Genomic DNA, 14869 nt, shown 5'->3' on the forward strand with positions numbered 1-14869 from the left:
GGGCGGGGGCGCGGCGAAGAATCGGCCCGATCGTCCCGCACCACGGAGTCCGCCATGACCGTCGAGCACGCCGTCCTTTCCGTCCCCGCCCACTTCGCGCCGACCCTCTGGAGCGAACCGCGTCCCGCATGGCCCGGCGCGTCCGGGCTCCACGAGCTGCTGCTCGCGATGCTCGACGAGGTGGACCACCCGATGCTGCTGGTGTCGGCCGGACTGCGGCTGCTGCACGCGAACCGGGCCGCGTCGCGGCGGCTCCGCGCGGGCGATGCGCTGCGTGTGGAGAACGGCGCCGTGCGTGCGGCGAGCGACCGGGACACGGCCCTCGTCGCCAGCGCCGTGCAGGGAGCCTCGGCCCGGGGCCTGCGGCGGCTCGTCCGGCTCGCGGGACCCGCCGCACCGGCCCCGCTGGCGGTGCTGCCGCTCGTGCCGGACGCCGACGTCGCGCTGCTGGTCCTGGCGAGGGCCGATGCGGTCGAGCCCCTCACCCTGCAGTGTTTCGCCCAGTCGCACGGGCTGACCGGCGCGGAGTCGAAGGTGCTCGCGGCGCTGTGCTGGGGCGCGTCCCCGCAGGACATCGCGCGGGACCAGGGCGTGGCGATGAGCACCGTGCGGACCCACATCGCGAGCCTGCGCGGGAAGGTGGAGGTGGGCAGCGTCGGGCAGTTGGTCCGCCGGGTCACGATGCTCCCGCCGATGCTCAGCTCGCTGACCGCGGGACTCGCGTTCCGACCGCCGGTGGCGGGCTGACCGCCTCCCTTCCGTGGTGCGCGGGATGCACCGCGTTGTTGCCACGGCTCGACCCGCCAGCATGGAAGTGGTGCGTCGGCCACCAGTCGCTTCCCCCCGAGGTGCCGCGTTGCACCAGTGGGGCGCGGTCTGCGCGTGAGTGGCGCGCCGATGCACCGCCTTTGGCCCGCTTCTTGCGAACGAGTGCATTGCCTTCAACACAACGCACCATTCCGAGGACTCACTCCATGGCGTACCTGGCCCCTTCCGAATTCGTCACCAAGATGGTCGACGCGGGCGAATCCAAGCTCTGCATGGCCACGCGCGACGTGCTGATCCGCGCGTTCATGGCGGGCGCCATCCTGGCGCTGGCCGCGGTGTTCGCGGTCTCGGTCAACGTGCAGACGGGCAACCCCATCGTGGGCGCGCTGCTGTTCCCGGTGGGCTTCTGCATGCTGTACCTGCTGGGCTTCGACCTGCTGACCGGCGTGTTCGTGCTGACCCCGCTCGCGCTCATCGACAAGCGCCCGGGCGTCACCGTGGGTCGGGTGCTCAAGCACTGGGGCTTCGTCTTCATCGGCAACTTCGGCGGCGCCTTCACGGTGGCCGTGCTGATGTCCATCGTCTTCACGAACGGCTTCCAGACCGACCCGGGCAAGGTGGGCAGCGTCATCGCGCACATCGGCGAGTCGCGCACGCTCGGCTACGCGCAGTACGGCGCGGCGGGCATGCTCACGCTGTTCATCCGCGGCGTGCTGTGCAACTGGATGGTGTCCACCGGGGTCGTGGGCGCCATGATCTCCACCACGGTGAGCGGCAAGGTCATCGCCATGTGGATGCCGGTCATGGTCTTCTTCTACATGACCTTCGAACACTCGATCGTCAACATGTTCCTGTTCCCGTCCGGGATCATCATGGGCGCGCACTTCTCGGTGATGGACTACCTCATCTGGAACGAGATCCCCACCGTGCTGGGCAACCTCGTCGGCGGCCTCACCTTCACCGGCCTCACGCTGTACGCCACGCACGTGCGCACCGGCGCGAAGCGTTCGCTGGCCTGATCGCCCTCCCGGCACACACCGCTTGTCATCACGGCAGGGCTCCGGACCTCGGAAAGAGGCCGGGGCCCGGCTCCTCGTGAACAGGCCATGACCGCCGCGCTCAAGATCTCCGTCGGGCAGCACTCGGACAAGGGCCGCAAGGCCGTCAACCAGGACTTCCACGGCGTTGCTTCACCCACCGGCGCACAGCGTGTGTCCAAGGGCGTCGCGGTCGCGCTCGCCGACGGCATCGGCAGCAGCGACGTGAGCCAGGTCGCCAGCGAGTTCGCGGTGCGCGGGCTGCTGGACGACTACTACTGCACGTCCGATGCGTGGACCGTGAAGAAGTCGGTCGAACGCGTGCTCGCCGCCACCAACTCGTGGCTGCACGCGAAGACGCGGCAGGGACCGCATCCGTTCGACCAGGACCGGGGCTACGTGTGCACGCTGAGCGCGCTCGTGTTCAAGTCGAACACGGCGCACCTCTTCCACGTGGGCGACACCCGCGTCTACCGCGTGTTCTCCACGTCGCTCGAGCAGCTCACGCAGGACCACCGCGTGCGCGTGGCCGACGGCCAGAGCTACCTCAGCCGCGCGGTGGGCTTCAAGCCGCAGCTCGAGATCGACTACCAGGCGCTGCCGCTCGCCCCGGGCGACACCTTCCTGCTCGCCTCCGACGGCGTCTACGAACACCTCGACCCGGTCTTCGTCGCCGACACGGTGCGCCACGCGCAGGGGGACCTCGACGGCGCGGCACGCGCACTCGTCGACGAGGCCCTGCGCCGCGGCAGCGACGACAACCTCACGGTCCAGATCGTCGTGGTGGATGCGCTGCCCGGCGCCGACGCCGCAGAGGGGCTGGTCGCAGGCGCGGCGCTGCCCACCCCGTCGCTGCTGGAGCCTCGGGCCACCCTCGACGGGTTCACCATCGTGCGCAAGCTGCACGGCAGCGCGCGCAGCCACCTCTACCTGGCCGTGGACGACGAGACGGGTGCCCGGGTGGCGCTCAAGACGCTCTCGGTGGACCAGCACGCGGACCCCGCGGCCATCGAGCGTTTCCTGCTGGAGGAGTGGATCGCGCGCCGCATCGACAGCGTGCACGTGCTCAAGCCGTACGTGCCGGCCCGCCCGCGCCGGCACCTGTACGTGACGCTCGAGTACGTCGAGGGCCGCACGCTCGCGCAGTGGCTCGCCGACCACCCGCGCCCCGATGTGGAGGCGGTGCGCGGCGTCGTCGAGCAGATCGCGCGCGGGCTGCAGGCCTTCCACCGTCTCGAGATGCTGCACCGCGACCTGCGCCCCGAGAACATCATGATCGACGGCGCGGGCACGGTGAAGATCGTCGACTTCGGCGCCACCCGGGTGGCCGGGCTCGCGGAGATGGCCGGCGGCGACGGGGATGTGCCCGGCTCGGTGCAATACACCGCGCCCGAGTGTTTCCTCGGCGAAATGGCCACGTTCCGGGCGGACCTGTTCTCGCTCGGCGTCATCACGTACCAGCTGCTGTCCGGCCGGCTGCCCTATGGCACCGAGGTGGCGAAGGCCCGCACGCGCTCGGCACAGCGGCGCCTGCGGTACGACAGCGTGCTCGCCGACGACCGCGAGATCCCGGCCTGGCTCGACGGCGTCTTGCGCAAGGCGGTCGCGGTGGACCCGCTGCGCCGCCACGAGAGCCTGTCCGAGTTCGTGCACGACCTGCGCCATCCGAACCCGGCGCTGATGGAGCGTGGCACGCCGCCGCTCCTCGAGCGCCATCCGGTGCGGTTCTGGAAGGGCGTGTCGCTCGTGCTGGCCGTCGTGGTGCTCGTGCTGCTGGTGAAGCTGAACGGGGCCTGAACGCCGCCGCCCGTCAGCGGGTCGAGCCCACGATCCCTTCGACGAGGTAGTTCGTCGACTCGAGCACCGGGTCGTACAGCCCGTGGGTGCCGTTCAGCACCACCTTGCCCTGGTTGTCCTTGATGGGGCCGGTGAAGATCGGCGACCCCTGCTTCAGCTCGGCGATGCGGGCGAGCGCGGCGTTGCGCGCGGCCTCGGTCGCGCCCGCGCCGAACGGGGTGGAGGTCACCATGTCCTTGTCGTAGCCACCGATGCTGATGTTGGGCAGCGGCAGGCCCTTCGCGAGCAGGTCGGCGTAGCCCTTGTAGATCGTCTCGTACTTGTTCTCGGCGCCGGTGATGAACCCCTTGGGCGCCAGCGCGGCCTGCGAGGCGTTGTGCCCGAGCGTCTTCGCGCCGCGGGCCTCGGCCGTCTGCACGATGACCTTGGGGCTGTCGACGTGCGACGCGATGACGTCGCAGCCGATGTTGATCAGCGCGTGCGTGGCCTCGGCCTCGCGCACCGGCAGCGACCAGTCGCCCGTGATGATCAGGTGCACCTGCACCTTCGGGTTCACGCGCCGCGCGCCCAGCGTGAAGGCGTTGATGTTGCGCAGCACCAGGTCGATGGGCTTGGCCGCGATGAAGCCGATCTTGTCGGACTTCGTCGACAGCGCGGCCGCGATGCCGTTCACGTGGTGGGCCTGGTCGAGGTAGCAGAAGTAGCCGCCGAGGTTGGCGGGGTGTTTGTCGGCCGTCCACAGCGTGGTCGGGTGGCGGAACTGCACGCCGGGGTTCGCCTTCGCGGCGTCCACCATGAACGGGTTGAAGTAGCCGAACGAGGTGCCGAACACGAGCTTCGCGCCGTCCTGCTGGATCATCCCCGACAGGCTCTTGGCCACGGCGGTGGTCTCGGGCACCCGTTCTTCCTCGATGACCTTGATGCCCGGCACGGCCTTCAGCGCACGCGCGGCGACGGCGTGCGACTGGTTCCAGCCGTAGTCGTCCCGCGGGCCCACGTACACGATGCCCACGGTGAGGTCGGTCGCCGCGGAGGCGCCGAACGGCAGGCCGGCGGCGAGGGCGCCGGTGGCGCCGACGAACTGCCGGCGGGTGAGGGAGAAGGTGCTGCTCATGACGGTTGCCTTTCGTCGGCGGTGGGGGAGGAGGCTGTGACGGTCGGGGCGCCGTTCGGGCTCGTGACGTACTGCTGCTCCCACCAGGAGAAGAAGACGTCGCGCAGCGCCGCGCCCAGGTCGCCCCGGTAGAGCGGGGTGTGTTCGTAGCCGCGCAGCAGCGCGAGTTCGTCGTCGTCGAGTTCCACCGCCACCTCGGTCACCGACAGCGGGGTGTTCAGGAAGCTCGGCTCATAGGCGGGGTCGCGGCGCAGCTCGCGATCGGACTTGATCACCGCGTTGCGGAAGTCCTTCGGCGTGCGCTGGCTGCGCAGCACCGGCAGCGCGGGCACGCGGGCCAGGTCCTCGGCGGAGGCCTCGAACACGGTCACCTTCACGGGCTTCAGGAAGAAGTTGCTGGTGCGCATCACGTCGGCGCCGCAGACGTTGGGCACGGCCAGCGTGTCGATGAGCGCGAGCAGCTCGACGTGGTCCCCGGGCCGGCTGTCCTGGCGACTGATCCGCACGGCGCCGCCGGGCAGCACCTCGGTCGCCATGAAGAGGTTGAAGCTGTCGTGCACGTCGTCCGGCGTCAGGCCGTACTCGCGCTGCGCCTCGGCCTGGATGTCGTGGCAGTTCGTGTGGGCCGAGAAGCCGTAGGTGCTCTCGTAGACGTAGGCGCTGCACCGCGGGAACAGCACGTCGTTGCGGCCGACCGTGTCGGCGAGCAGGTAGAACATCGCGCGTTCGCGCGGAGGCGCCGACCACAGGAAGGTGCCCGTGCTCGGGTTGAAACCGTGCACGGTGCGTGTGCGGCCGCAGTGCATGAACTCCTTGTAGTCGTGCAGGTTGAAGGCGTTGAAGTCGACGCACTGGCCGCCGTCGATCTGCTCGATGCGCAGCACCTGGCCGGCCCGCACCTCGATCGCCTTGCCGGTGCCGGGTTCCAGCACCCACTCGGCCACGAACGTGCGCGCGGTCATCGGCCCGGCTCCTTCGGTGCGGCGGGAGCCGGACCCAGCGCCTTCAGCGCGAGCCGGAGCAGGGCGGCCCGGTCGGGGGCGGCGCCGCGGGCGACGGTGCGGTCGAGCAGTTCGAGTTGCTGCCGGTTGAGCGGGACGTGCACGAGGTGCCTCATGTATCCTCCATCAGTTAATCCTGTATCCACGATGAGTATGCAAGCAATCACCGTGCCATGTGAAAGAAGCCGCTGCCACACCAGGACGGTGCGTTTTTCCCAGGTGGGCATGCCGAAGCGGTGCTGTCCTGCACACGGGATCCGTTCGGTTTGGCATACAGTGCAGTCCCATGAACCAGGACGCACCGGCGGACATCGCCTACGAAGCCCTTCGCCGGGCCATCATCGAACAGGCCCTCCCTCCGGGCACCAAGCTGCGCGAGGACGAACTCGCCGCGCAGTTCGGCATCAGCCGCACCCCGGTGCGGGCGGTGCTGGCGCGGTTGCAGGCCGAGGGGCTCGTGGCGGGCAGCGCCCGCCGCACGGCGTCCGTGGCCCGGCCCGGCCTCGGCGAGGCCCGCCAGGTGTTCGTCGTGCGGCGGGTGCTGGAACGCGAGGCGGTGCGCCTCGTGATGGCGCGCTGGACGCCCGAGTTGCGCGAGCGCCTGCGGCGCATCGTGCGAGACGAGCAGCAGGCGCACGACGCGGGCGACCAGCGGGCCTCGAGCCGCCTCGCCGGCGATTTCCACACGGCCCTGGCCGAGATGACCGACAACTTCCTGCTGCAGCGCTACCTGTCCGAGACGGTGTCGCGCTGCTCGCTGATCCTCGCCGTGCACGCGAAGGCGCAGGCCAATGAGTGCTCGATCCACGAGCACACCGACCTGATCCGGTTGTTCGACGAGGGGGATGTCGACGCGGTGGTGGCGGCGATGGAAGCCCACATCGACGCCATCGCGCAACGGGCGCTGTCGGCGGCCGACGAAGGCGACAAGGGACCGGACCTTGGCGGCGTGCTGTCGCGCTACGCCGACCTGCTGCGCACCGAGGCCTCGGGGGACGCGCCGAAGGCGGGGCGTCGCTGCGGGTGATCGCTCAGTCGCGGCTGACGCCGAGGCTTCGGCGCACCTCGAGCGTCGGCGACATCGCGAGGCGCACGATCAGGTCGGAGAGGCTGTTCATCGACACCTCCCGGCCCCGGAACGGTTCGCCCTTCTGCGTGATGCGGTACGCGATGGCCTCGTCGCGCGTGAACCAGCCCGGGCGGAGCACCGTCCAGTCGAGGTCGGAGGCCTCGACGATCGCCGCGGCGTCGCGGTACGGGTTCAGCATCGCGCGGTAGCTCTCGCCGGGCACCTCGCCGTAGATGCCCATCGACGCGATGAAGATGAGCCGGGCCACGCCGGTGGTGTGCATGGCGTCGACGATGGCCTCGGCCTGGCGGGGCATCTCGCCCACGAGGTTGGCGTACACGACGTCGTGGCCCTGCATCGCGGCCTGCAGGGCAGCGCGGTCCAGCACGTCACCCTCGACGATGGACACCCGCGACGGCGAGGGGTTGCGCAGCCGGCCCGACCGGCGCAGGTACAGCGTCAGCCTGGCGTCGGCACGCCGCAGGAAAAACGGCGTGGTGTTGCGGGCGAGCTGGCCGTTGGCACCGAGGACCAGCACGCGCGTGGTGCCGGGGTCGGCGCGTGTCCACGGGCCGGCGGCCGGGAACGGCACGGACATCGGAAGGGGCGACGGCAGGTCGGGCATGTTCGGCTCCTGTGAAACGGCAAGGCGAAGCCCTCGCCGCGGATGGACCCGCGGCGGGGGAATCGGGTCGGGGCGGGCTCAGCGGCCCTGGCGGCCGAGCTGTTGTTCGCGCAGCCGGCGGGCGTCCCGCGCGGGCGGGGATCCGAAGAACCGGCTGTACTCGCGGTTGAACTGCGACTGGCTTTCGTAGCCGACGCGGTGTCCCGCGGTGGCGGCGTCGACGTGTTCGCACAGCAGGATGCGCCGGGCCTCCTGCAACCGCAGCCGCTTCTGGAACTGCAGCGGGCTCATCGCGGTGACCGTCTTGAAGTGGTGGTGCAGCGACGACACGCTCATGTGGACCGCGTCGGCGAGTTCTTCCACCCGCAGCGGCGCCTGGTAGCGCTGCGTGAGCCAGGCGATGGCCTGCGCGATGCGCTGGCCGTGGCCGTCGGCGGTGGCCATCTGCGCGAGGCGCCAGCCGTCGGGGGAGCGCAGCAGGCGATAGAGGATTTCTCGCGAAACGAGTGGGGCGAGCGTCGGGATGTCGTCGGGGGCGTCCAGCAGCCGGACGAGGCGCAGCACGGGGTCGAGCAGCGCGGAGCCCAGCTCGCCGGTGAACAGGCCGCGCTGGGCCGCGCGGTGCGCCGGACCGTGGGCCAGCCCGAGTTCCAGCGCCAGCGCGGCGATTTCCTTCACGTCGAAGTCGAGCCGCAGGCCGAGGTACGGGGCCTCGGGGGAGAGGTCGGTCACCTGGCTCGACACGGGCAGGTTCTGGGACACGACGAGGAACTGGCTGCTGTCGTAGAGGTAGGTCTCCTCGCCGAGCAGCACGCGCTTGCTGCCTTGCGCCAGCACGCAGAACGCGGGCTCGTGAACGGTGTGCGACGGCTGCTGTGCCTGCGACAGCCGCGCCAGCCTCAGGCGCGGGATGGCGGTGACGTGCGCGCCGTCGCGGCCGCCGCTCAGCCGCTCGATCAACGCCGCGAGTTCGGCCCTCAGCACGGCGACCTGCAGGGGCGCCGCCGACGGGTCGGCACGAAGGGACGGGGACAGCGAATCGAACATGGACCGTAGCTTAGGGGACGGGGCCGAGCCTGTCTCGCAGCGGCCGCCTTGCCCGGAGGATCGGGCAAGCTTCGGCAACGATCCTGCAAGATCCGGCGCCGGGAAGGGGGTTTCCGTGCACCACCGCACGAGAAATGGCATGGACACATTTGGAAGCGATTCCACGGCGCAAAGCGGCTTACGCTTCTGCGCCGTGAGCACCGACAACACTTCCCCCCTCGACGCCGCGCCCTCCGCGCGAGCCGCGTCCTCCGTCACCCGCCGGCACGTGCTCGCACTCGCCGCGAGTTTTCCCTTGGCCGCCTGCGGCGGCGGATCCGGCGGCGACAGCCCCGCGCCGGTGCCCGCACCACCCGCCGGGTCGCCTCCCGCCGGGTCTCCGCCCGCGAACCCGCCGCCGGCCGACCCGCCTGCGTCGAGCCCGGGAACGGTCACGCCCACGAACAAGAGCGCCAAGCGCGGCATCGCCTACGACCTGAAGGCCGCGGCCGACGTCGCCGCGCTCGCCCCGGGGGTGAGCTGGTGGTACAACTGGAGCCCGGCCACGACCGTCACGTCCGCGATCGCCACCGCGAACGCGATGGACTTCCAGCCCATGCTCTGGAACGGCAACTTCAACGACGCCCAGGTCATCGCGGCGCTGAAGGCCGCACCGGCGGTCAAGTACCTGCTGCTGCTCAACGAACCGAACCTCACCGACCAGGCGAACCTGACACCGTCGGCCGCGGCGGCGCTGTGGCCCCGCTACGAAGCGATCGCCGCGAGCACGGGCGTCAAGCTCGTGGGCCCGCAGATCACGTGGGGCACGATGGCGAACTTCGACGATCCGGTCGTGTGGCTCGACGCCTTCTACGCCGCCTACCGCGCGGCCAACGGCAACCGCGACCCGCGCATCGACCACCTCGCGTTCCACTGGTACGACTACGGTCTCGACGACCAGCTCAAGCGCCTCGAGAAGTACGGCAAGCCCTTCTGGGTCACCGAGTTCGCGAACTGGCACCGGGGCGACGGCGCTGCGCAGATCGACACCGTCGCGAAGCAGAAGGCGCAGATGACCGACATGGTGGGCACCTGCGAGCGCCGCGCCGACGTGATCCGCTACGCCTGGTTCACGGGCCGGTGGGACGACCCCTCCCGCCACACGGACCTGCTCGGGGCCACGGGCCAGCTCACCGAACTGGGCCAGCACTACATCTCGCTGCCCTACACGTCCTGACGTCGCGTCAGCGGCACGCGGGCACCCGCACCACCTGGCGCGAGCCCCCGACCTCGATCTCCGCGAGGTACTCGGGCGCGAGCAGGTCCGGCGCACCGCGGAACTCGTCGGCCTGATAGACCAGCCGCTGACCGCACAGGCGCCACGGAGGCGGGCGGCCCGCGTGGCGTTGCCGCAGCGTGTCGTCGACGGCGCGGGCCACCTGGTCCTCCGGCAGCCGCGCGCGTTCCTCGTGCACGAGCAGGCTCTCCCACATCGCCACGTGCAGCATCACCGGCGCCTCGGTGTCCTTGAACAGCACGCGCGCCTTCGCGCGCGGCCCCACCACGGGGATGCCGTTGACGGTGGTGCGCGAGGTCACGTCCGTCTTCGTCTTCACGCGGCGGCGCTCGTGGCCGTCGAACACCATCGCCTCGGTGGCCGTGGCCTCCAGTTCGAACGCCACGCGGATGTCCCGGTCGCCGCTGGGGTTCGGCAGCAGCTCGAACTTCTCGAGCAGCGCCATCGCCCACGCCTGCGCGCGTTTCGGGTCGAGCACCTTGCCCACGGCCTCGCCCCATGCGATCGACTGGTCGGCGAAGAACAGCAGGCCGCCAAAGGGCGTGCAGGGTTGGGCGTAGGCGAGGGACCGTGCACCGTCGCTGCAGCACAGCGCGTCGTCGAGGGCGGCGGGGCGGGCCTCCACCCGCAGGTGGCGGGCGAGGGCACCGAAGGTGTCGGCGGCGAGCCGGCGCGTGCGGCGCTTGAGCACGAGGATCGAATCGTTCATGGCCCCATGTATAGGTGCCACGGACCGATCCCACAACGCACGACCGGAGGGGGGCGTCATCAATGTGGGGGACGGACCTTCGCTTCGAGTGCCTTCACCAGCGTGCGCAGCAGGCGGTTGGCCGGCACGGGCACGCCGAGGGCTTCGCCGCGGCGGACCACGAGGCCGTTGAGGTGGTCGATCTCGCTCGGCTTGCCGCGGGCGAGGTCGCCCGCGGTGGAGGACACCTGCGTCGCCATGGTCTCGGCGATGCGGCGCACCGCGAGGTCCACGTCGCCGGGCAGCGAGATCCCCTCGGCGGCGGCCACGGCCTTGCATTCGGCGACCACATCGTCCAGCACGCCGGTCACGCCGGGCTGCTGCACGAGCCATCCATACGGCATCTGCGTCAGGGCCGACAGCGCGTTGTAGGCGCAGTTGATGATCAGCTTGACCCACAGCGCGCCACGCACGTTGTCCGACACCTCGGTCGGGATGCCTGCGTCGGCGAACAGCCGCACGAGCGCATCGCCCCGGCTCGTGGGTTCGATGACGAGTTCCCCGCGGCCGTGGTGCCGCACATGGCCGGGGCCGGCCATGCCGGTGGCCACGTACACCACGGTGGCCGCCACCTCGCGCGGCACCACGTGGCGCAGCCGGTCGGCGTTGTCGACGCCGTTCTGCAGCGTGAGCACCACCGCGTCGGCGTCGAGGAACGGTGCGATCGCGGCGCCGGCCGCCTCGGTGTCGGGGGACTTCACGCAGAACAGCACGACCTTCGCGCCGCGCACGGCCTCGGGCCCGGTCTCGGCCGACAGCCGGATGGATTCATCGAACGTCTGCGCCTGCAGCCTCAGCCCGTCGCGGCGGATGGCGTCGACGTGCCCGGGCCGCGCGATCAGCACGACGTCGTGGCCGGCGCGCGCGAGCATGCCGCCGTAGAAGCAGCCGACGGCGCCCGCGCCCATCACGGCGATCCTCGGGTGGGTCAGGGGGGAAGTCTCGGGCATGGGCAGGGTCTCCGGTGGGGCGCCCGACATTGTGGGGCGTGCCGGCGGGCCTGACGGATCGACGACACGTTACCCCTCGCGCAACGCGGGTGGGCTTGCTGGCGATGGCCGGTGCGGCCGACACTGCATCGCATGGATGCCCCGCTGCCCACCCTCGCCCCCGCTTCCCACACCTGGCTGGAACTCGGGGAGGTGCAGCGGTTGCTGCTCGATGCCTTCCCCGGGGTCGTGCTGGGCCTCGGCTTCGACGGGGTCGTGCAGTGGGCCAACCCCGCCGCCGCCACGCGCCTGGGCGTGGGCCGCGGCGCGCTCGGCGGGCGGCACTTCGGCGGCGACCTGGTCGATGCGTCGGCGCTGCAGCAGCGGGCGGACCGGCTCTCCGAGGAACTGGGCGAACCGGTGGCGGGCGATGCCTCCGTGCTGTCCGCGAAGCTGCGCCGGGGCCTGCTGTCCGACGAACACGAATGGCCGCTGCGCCACGACGACGGCTCGCTCGTGCCGGTGCGCCTGGCGGTGGGCGCGTTGCGCGACCACGAGGGGCGGGCCATCGGCCTCGTCGCCATCGAAGCGCCGCGCGAGGGTGACGAGGCGCCGCTGCACTTCACCCACCACGACACGCTCACCGGCCTGCCCAACCGCGCCGTGCTCACCGACCGCGCGGAGGTGGCGCTGCAGCGGGCCGCGCGCCAGCACACGGTGGTCGCCTTCCTGCTGATCGACATCGCGGGCTTCGAGGCCCTCTGCGAGGCGCGCGGCCATGGCGTGGGCGGCGACGTGCTGCGCGCCACCGCGAGCCGCCTGCACTTCGAGCTGCGCCGCACCGACACCGCGGTGCGCCTCGACCGCGGCCAGTTCGTCGCGATGCTGGTGGACCTGCATCACGCCGACGAGGTGAAGGCCGTGGCCGCGAAGGTGCGCCAGGCCCTGTCCGCGCGCATCAACGTGGGCGTGGCACTGCTGAACCTCGAGATCCGCATCGGCGCCGCGTGGTCGCCCGACCATGGGGACCAGCTGTTGCCGCTGCTGGGGGCTGCGGAGTCGGCGCTGGCGGCGGTGCCGCCCGAAGGGGGCGTGGCCTTCGCGCCGGCACCGCAGGCCTGACCTCCGTCTTCCCGGCGAACGCCGGGATCCACCATGGCCACAGCGCGCGGGTGGCCAGTGGACCCCGATGTTCATCGGGGTGACTGCAGGCGCATCAGGGCGTCACCTTCTTCCACGGCTCAGCCGGATCGAACCGCTTGATCGCCTTCACCTTGTTCAAGGTGTCGGGCCCCAGGTCCCGTTCGTAGACCACCCCGTCCTGGTTGACGATGAAGGTCATCACGCCGGTGCGGCCGTACGTGACCGGCCACGCGACGGCCGCGAACCCGCTCTGCAGGCGCTTGCCGATCAGGTAGCTGCGCGCGCCGCCCGGCGCCGCGGGGCCTTGCGCCTCGAGGATGCGGAAGCGGTAGCCGTGGTAGCCGGCGTTCGTGCGGCGCGGCACGTAGTGTTCGCCGAGCGGGCTCTGGTCGCCGAGCGCGGGACTCCAGATCAGCCCGTCGCGCTGGCTCGTGCTGCTCAGGAACCTGCGCGCGTACTCGAGCACGCCGTCGCCGTTGCGGTCGGCGGTGGCGTACTCGCGTTGCGCGTCCACGTAGGCCTGCGCGGCCTGGATCACGGCCCGTTCGTTGGCGCCGATGCGCCGTTCGAGGATCGCGTCGCGGCCCGCCGCCAGGTCGAAGCGCCAGCGGTTGTCGCTCGTGCGGGTCAGCGGCACCGGGAAGGTCCAGGCGTCGTTGCCCACCGCGAGGTGGCCCTGCGTCCCGTCGACCGCCACGGCACGGTGCTCTTTGGCCTTGTCGAGGAAGGCTTGGCGCTCCTCGGGGTCGACGCCGTCGGGCGGCAGCAGCCGCTGCCATTCCTTGCCGAGCACCTTCGACAGCGCCGCGGTGTCGTGGCGCGCGACCGCGTCGACGAGGGCGTCGGCCGCCGCCTCGGGCGTGGCGAACGCGTTCTGTGCGAAGGCCGGCGCCGCGGCGAGCAGCGCGGCCACGGCCAGGAGGATGTTCGTGAGGTTCATGTCGTCTCCTTGCTCAATGGCGGCGTCCGCCGCCACCGGCCCGCGCTCCGCCGCCACCGTGACCACCCGCCCGCGCACCACCACCACCGCCATGCGAGGCCGGCATCGACGCGCGGCTCGAACGGCCGCGGTCGGCATCGGCCCGCGCCGCGCCGGTGTCGCGCACGCCGGAGAATGCGTTGTCGTGGGTCCCCGCGCCGAAGGTGTCGCGTGTGCCACCCCCTCCGGCGCCCTGGCGATGTCCGGCGCCGCTCTCGCGGCCACCCGGCGTGGCCCGGTCGCCGCTGCGCACGGCCTGGTTCGCCCGTTCGCGGTCGGCCCCCTGCAGGCGCTCGCGTCCGGCGGCGGGGTCGGCGCCCCGGTTCGAGAGCGTCTCGGACGCACGGGCCCGCTCGGCGTCGCGCTGGGTGTCGTGGCCCCGGAACTGATTGCGGTCGTTCGCGCCGGCGCGCTGCGTCTGGCCGAATTGTTCGCGGCTGCGGCTGTCGCGGTAGGGCACGTCGCGGCGGCGCTCCGGGTTGTGGTTGAAGTGGTTGTTGTTGTTCGTGATCTTGTTGTTGACGTTGATGTTGTTGTAGCGGTTGACGTTGATGTTCACGTCGTTGTGGCCCCAGCCGAACCCGCCCCACAGCGCGTTGCTGACGCCCACCACCGCGGCGCCCCACACGAAGCCGGCGGCGAAGCTCGCGCCGGGGTAGTAGTAGGGCGGCGGCGGCCAGTAGGTCGGCGGGTACGACGGGTACATCCACGAGCCGTAGACCACGCTCGGCTGGTACACCGGCACGTAGACGTTCTGCGGTTGCGCCGGCTCGATCACGATGACCTGCTTGTTCTCCTCCGTGGTGTTGGACACCTTCTGTTCGGAGGTGGTCTTCAGGTTGCCGGCTTCCTGCGCCTTCTTGCGCAGGAACTGCACGCGGTCCATCACGCGGCCCGGGTCGGCGAGGAAAGCGTCGCCGAGCTTCTGCACCTGGTCGGGCTGCGCGGACATCATCGAGAGCACCTGCGGGAAGGCCACGAGCGACTGCACCGCGGGCTCCCACGGCTGGCTCTCGACCTGCTTCACGGCGGCGTCGCCCTTCGCGTCGGGATGGGCCTTGGACCACGCGGCGGCGTCCTTCACGTCGGCCGGGTACGTGGCCGCCATCAGCACCTGCGACAGCAGCGAGTCGGGGTACAGCGCGATCGGAGCGAGCATCTGATCGAGCTCGGCGTCGCTGAACGGTTTGGGGTCCTGGGCGAGCGCCGGACCCCATGGCAGGGCCAGGGCTGCCAGCAAGACCAGCCACCGTGCGAAGCGATGGATGGGTGCGAACAAGGGGTGGGTCATGGAGTGCTCCTTCGACGGGTCGAGGCCTGCGTCCGCCGTTGTACG

General features: G+C 71.1%; 15 protein-coding genes. 6 read left to right on the top strand and 9 right to left on the bottom strand.

From position 1 onward, the window contains the following. Positions 1–54 precede the first annotated feature (54 nt). The 3 genes from A4W93_RS03580 (at position 55) to A4W93_RS03590 (ending at position 3602) form a co-directional block, all read left to right on the top strand. A complete protein-coding gene (locus A4W93_RS03580) occupies positions 55–747 on the top strand; it encodes a helix-turn-helix transcriptional regulator (RefSeq protein ID WP_085749299.1) in 693 nt (230 codons plus the stop codon). 227 nt (positions 748–974) lie between these two features. Then, positions 975–1787 carry a formate/nitrite transporter family protein gene (locus A4W93_RS03585; RefSeq protein WP_085749300.1) on the top strand — a complete coding sequence of 271 codons (813 nt, stop codon included), beginning with the start codon at positions 975–977 and terminating at the stop codon, positions 1785–1787. A gap of 87 nt (positions 1788–1874) precedes the next feature. Further along, a complete protein-coding gene (locus tag A4W93_RS03590; protein ID WP_085749301.1) occupies positions 1875–3602 on the top strand; it encodes a bifunctional protein-serine/threonine kinase/phosphatase in 1728 nt (575 codons plus the stop codon). Between the two features lie 13 nt (positions 3603–3615). Here A4W93_RS03590 and A4W93_RS03595 read toward each other — a convergent pair whose 3' ends face one another. The 3 genes from A4W93_RS03595 to A4W93_RS29460 are packed head-to-tail and all read right to left on the bottom strand — an operon-like array spanning position 3616 to position 5833. Then, positions 3616–4716, bottom strand: a complete 1101-nt coding sequence (locus tag A4W93_RS03595; RefSeq protein WP_085749302.1) for a BMP family ABC transporter substrate-binding protein — start codon at positions 4714–4716, stop codon at positions 3616–3618. After that, complete coding sequence (locus A4W93_RS03600; protein ID WP_085749303.1) at positions 4713–5678, bottom strand: DUF1989 domain-containing protein; 966 nt, start codon at positions 5676–5678, stop codon at positions 4713–4715. The genes A4W93_RS03595 and A4W93_RS03600 overlap by 4 nt, the downstream gene beginning before the upstream one ends. Continuing rightward, positions 5675–5833 carry a hypothetical protein gene (locus A4W93_RS29460; RefSeq protein WP_157131582.1) on the bottom strand — a complete coding sequence of 53 codons (159 nt, stop codon included), beginning with the start codon at positions 5831–5833 and terminating at the stop codon, positions 5675–5677. The genes A4W93_RS03600 and A4W93_RS29460 overlap by 4 nt, the downstream gene beginning before the upstream one ends. 170 nt (positions 5834–6003) lie before the next feature. Here A4W93_RS29460 and A4W93_RS03605 point away from each other — a divergent pair, with 170 nt between their 5' ends. Next, positions 6004–6744: a GntR family transcriptional regulator gene (locus tag A4W93_RS03605; protein ID WP_085749304.1), complete on the top strand. Its 741-nt coding sequence runs from the start codon at positions 6004–6006 to the stop codon at positions 6742–6744. A 4-nt stretch (positions 6745–6748) separates the two neighbouring features. On the opposite strand, the gene A4W93_RS03610 is transcribed toward A4W93_RS03605, so the two are convergent. Both A4W93_RS03610 and A4W93_RS03615 read right to left on the bottom strand, forming a co-directional pair. Continuing rightward, complete coding sequence (locus tag A4W93_RS03610; protein WP_237357686.1) at positions 6749–7411, bottom strand: NAD(P)H-binding protein; 663 nt, start codon at positions 7409–7411, stop codon at positions 6749–6751. Between the two features lie 78 nt (positions 7412–7489). Continuing rightward, positions 7490–8458 carry an AraC family transcriptional regulator gene (locus tag A4W93_RS03615; RefSeq protein ID WP_085749305.1) on the bottom strand — a complete coding sequence of 323 codons (969 nt, stop codon included), beginning with the start codon at positions 8456–8458 and terminating at the stop codon, positions 7490–7492. A gap of 193 nt (positions 8459–8651) precedes the next feature. On the opposite strand from A4W93_RS03615, the gene A4W93_RS03620 reads away from it, so the two are divergent. Beyond that, a complete protein-coding gene (locus A4W93_RS03620) occupies positions 8652–9674 on the top strand; it encodes a glycosyl hydrolase (protein ID WP_237357687.1) in 1023 nt (340 codons plus the stop codon). A gap of 7 nt (positions 9675–9681) precedes the next feature. Here A4W93_RS03620 and A4W93_RS03625 read toward each other — a convergent pair whose 3' ends face one another. Further along, complete coding sequence (locus A4W93_RS03625; RefSeq protein WP_085749307.1) at positions 9682–10443, bottom strand: hypothetical protein; 762 nt, start codon at positions 10441–10443, stop codon at positions 9682–9684. Positions 10444–10502: 59 nt separating this feature from the next. After that, positions 10503–11432, bottom strand: coding sequence for a ketopantoate reductase family protein (locus tag A4W93_RS03630; protein ID WP_099959853.1), 930 nt, complete (start codon positions 11430–11432; stop codon positions 10503–10505). 132 nt (positions 11433–11564) lie between these two features. On the opposite strand from A4W93_RS03630, the gene A4W93_RS03635 reads away from it, so the two are divergent. Further along, positions 11565–12533 (top strand): diguanylate cyclase domain-containing protein, encoded by a 969-nt coding sequence (locus tag A4W93_RS03635; RefSeq protein WP_085749309.1) that lies wholly within the window; start codon positions 11565–11567, stop codon positions 12531–12533. A 94-nt stretch (positions 12534–12627) separates the two neighbouring features. Here the strand turns inward: A4W93_RS03635 and A4W93_RS03640 are convergent, their stop codons facing one another. Further along, the gene (locus A4W93_RS03640) at positions 12628–13494 is read right to left on the bottom strand and encodes a DUF2950 domain-containing protein (RefSeq protein ID WP_157782110.1); all 867 of its coding nucleotides are present in this window, start codon (positions 13492–13494) and stop codon (positions 12628–12630) included. 13 nt (positions 13495–13507) lie between these two features. After that, positions 13508–14824 (bottom strand): DUF3300 domain-containing protein, encoded by a 1317-nt coding sequence (locus A4W93_RS03645; protein WP_085749311.1) that lies wholly within the window; start codon positions 14822–14824, stop codon positions 13508–13510. Positions 14825–14869 lie beyond the last annotated feature (45 nt).

It is taken from the genome of Piscinibacter gummiphilus (assembly GCF_002116905.1).
Taxonomy (GTDB): Bacteria; Pseudomonadota; Gammaproteobacteria; order Burkholderiales; family Burkholderiaceae_C; genus Rhizobacter; species Rhizobacter gummiphilus.

Bases quoted from the DNA above. Each gene is read 5' to 3' on its own strand.
- A4W93_RS03580 (WP_085749299.1), top strand. From the start codon at position 55: ATGACCGTCGAGCACGCCGTCCTTTCCGTCCCCGCCCACTTCGCGCCG.
- A4W93_RS03585 (WP_085749300.1), top strand. From the start codon at position 975: ATGGCGTACCTGGCCCCTTCCGAATTCGTCACCAAGATGGTCGACGCG.
- A4W93_RS03590 (WP_085749301.1), top strand. From the start codon at position 1,875: ATGACCGCCGCGCTCAAGATCTCCGTCGGGCAGCACTCGGACAAGGGC.
- A4W93_RS03595 (WP_085749302.1), bottom strand. From the start codon at position 4,716: ATGAGCAGCACCTTCTCCCTCACCCGCCGGCAGTTCGTCGGCGCCACC.
- A4W93_RS03600 (WP_085749303.1), bottom strand. From the start codon at position 5,678: ATGACCGCGCGCACGTTCGTGGCCGAGTGGGTGCTGGAACCCGGCACC.
- A4W93_RS29460 (WP_157131582.1), bottom strand. From the start codon at position 5,833: ATGAGGCACCTCGTGCACGTCCCGCTCAACCGGCAGCAACTCGAACTG.
- A4W93_RS03605 (WP_085749304.1), top strand. From the start codon at position 6,004: ATGAACCAGGACGCACCGGCGGACATCGCCTACGAAGCCCTTCGCCGG.
- A4W93_RS03610 (WP_237357686.1), bottom strand. From the start codon at position 7,411: ATGCCCGACCTGCCGTCGCCCCTTCCGATGTCCGTGCCGTTCCCGGCC.
- A4W93_RS03615 (WP_085749305.1), bottom strand. From the start codon at position 8,458: ATGTTCGATTCGCTGTCCCCGTCCCTTCGTGCCGACCCGTCGGCGGCG.
- A4W93_RS03625 (WP_085749307.1), bottom strand. From the start codon at position 10,443: ATGAACGATTCGATCCTCGTGCTCAAGCGCCGCACGCGCCGGCTCGCC.
- A4W93_RS03630 (WP_099959853.1), bottom strand. From the start codon at position 11,432: ATGCCCGAGACTTCCCCCCTGACCCACCCGAGGATCGCCGTGATGGGC.
- A4W93_RS03635 (WP_085749309.1), top strand. From the start codon at position 11,565: ATGGATGCCCCGCTGCCCACCCTCGCCCCCGCTTCCCACACCTGGCTG.
- A4W93_RS03640 (WP_157782110.1), bottom strand. From the start codon at position 13,494: ATGAACCTCACGAACATCCTCCTGGCCGTGGCCGCGCTGCTCGCCGCG.
- A4W93_RS03645 (WP_085749311.1), bottom strand. From the start codon at position 14,824: ATGACCCACCCCTTGTTCGCACCCATCCATCGCTTCGCACGGTGGCTG.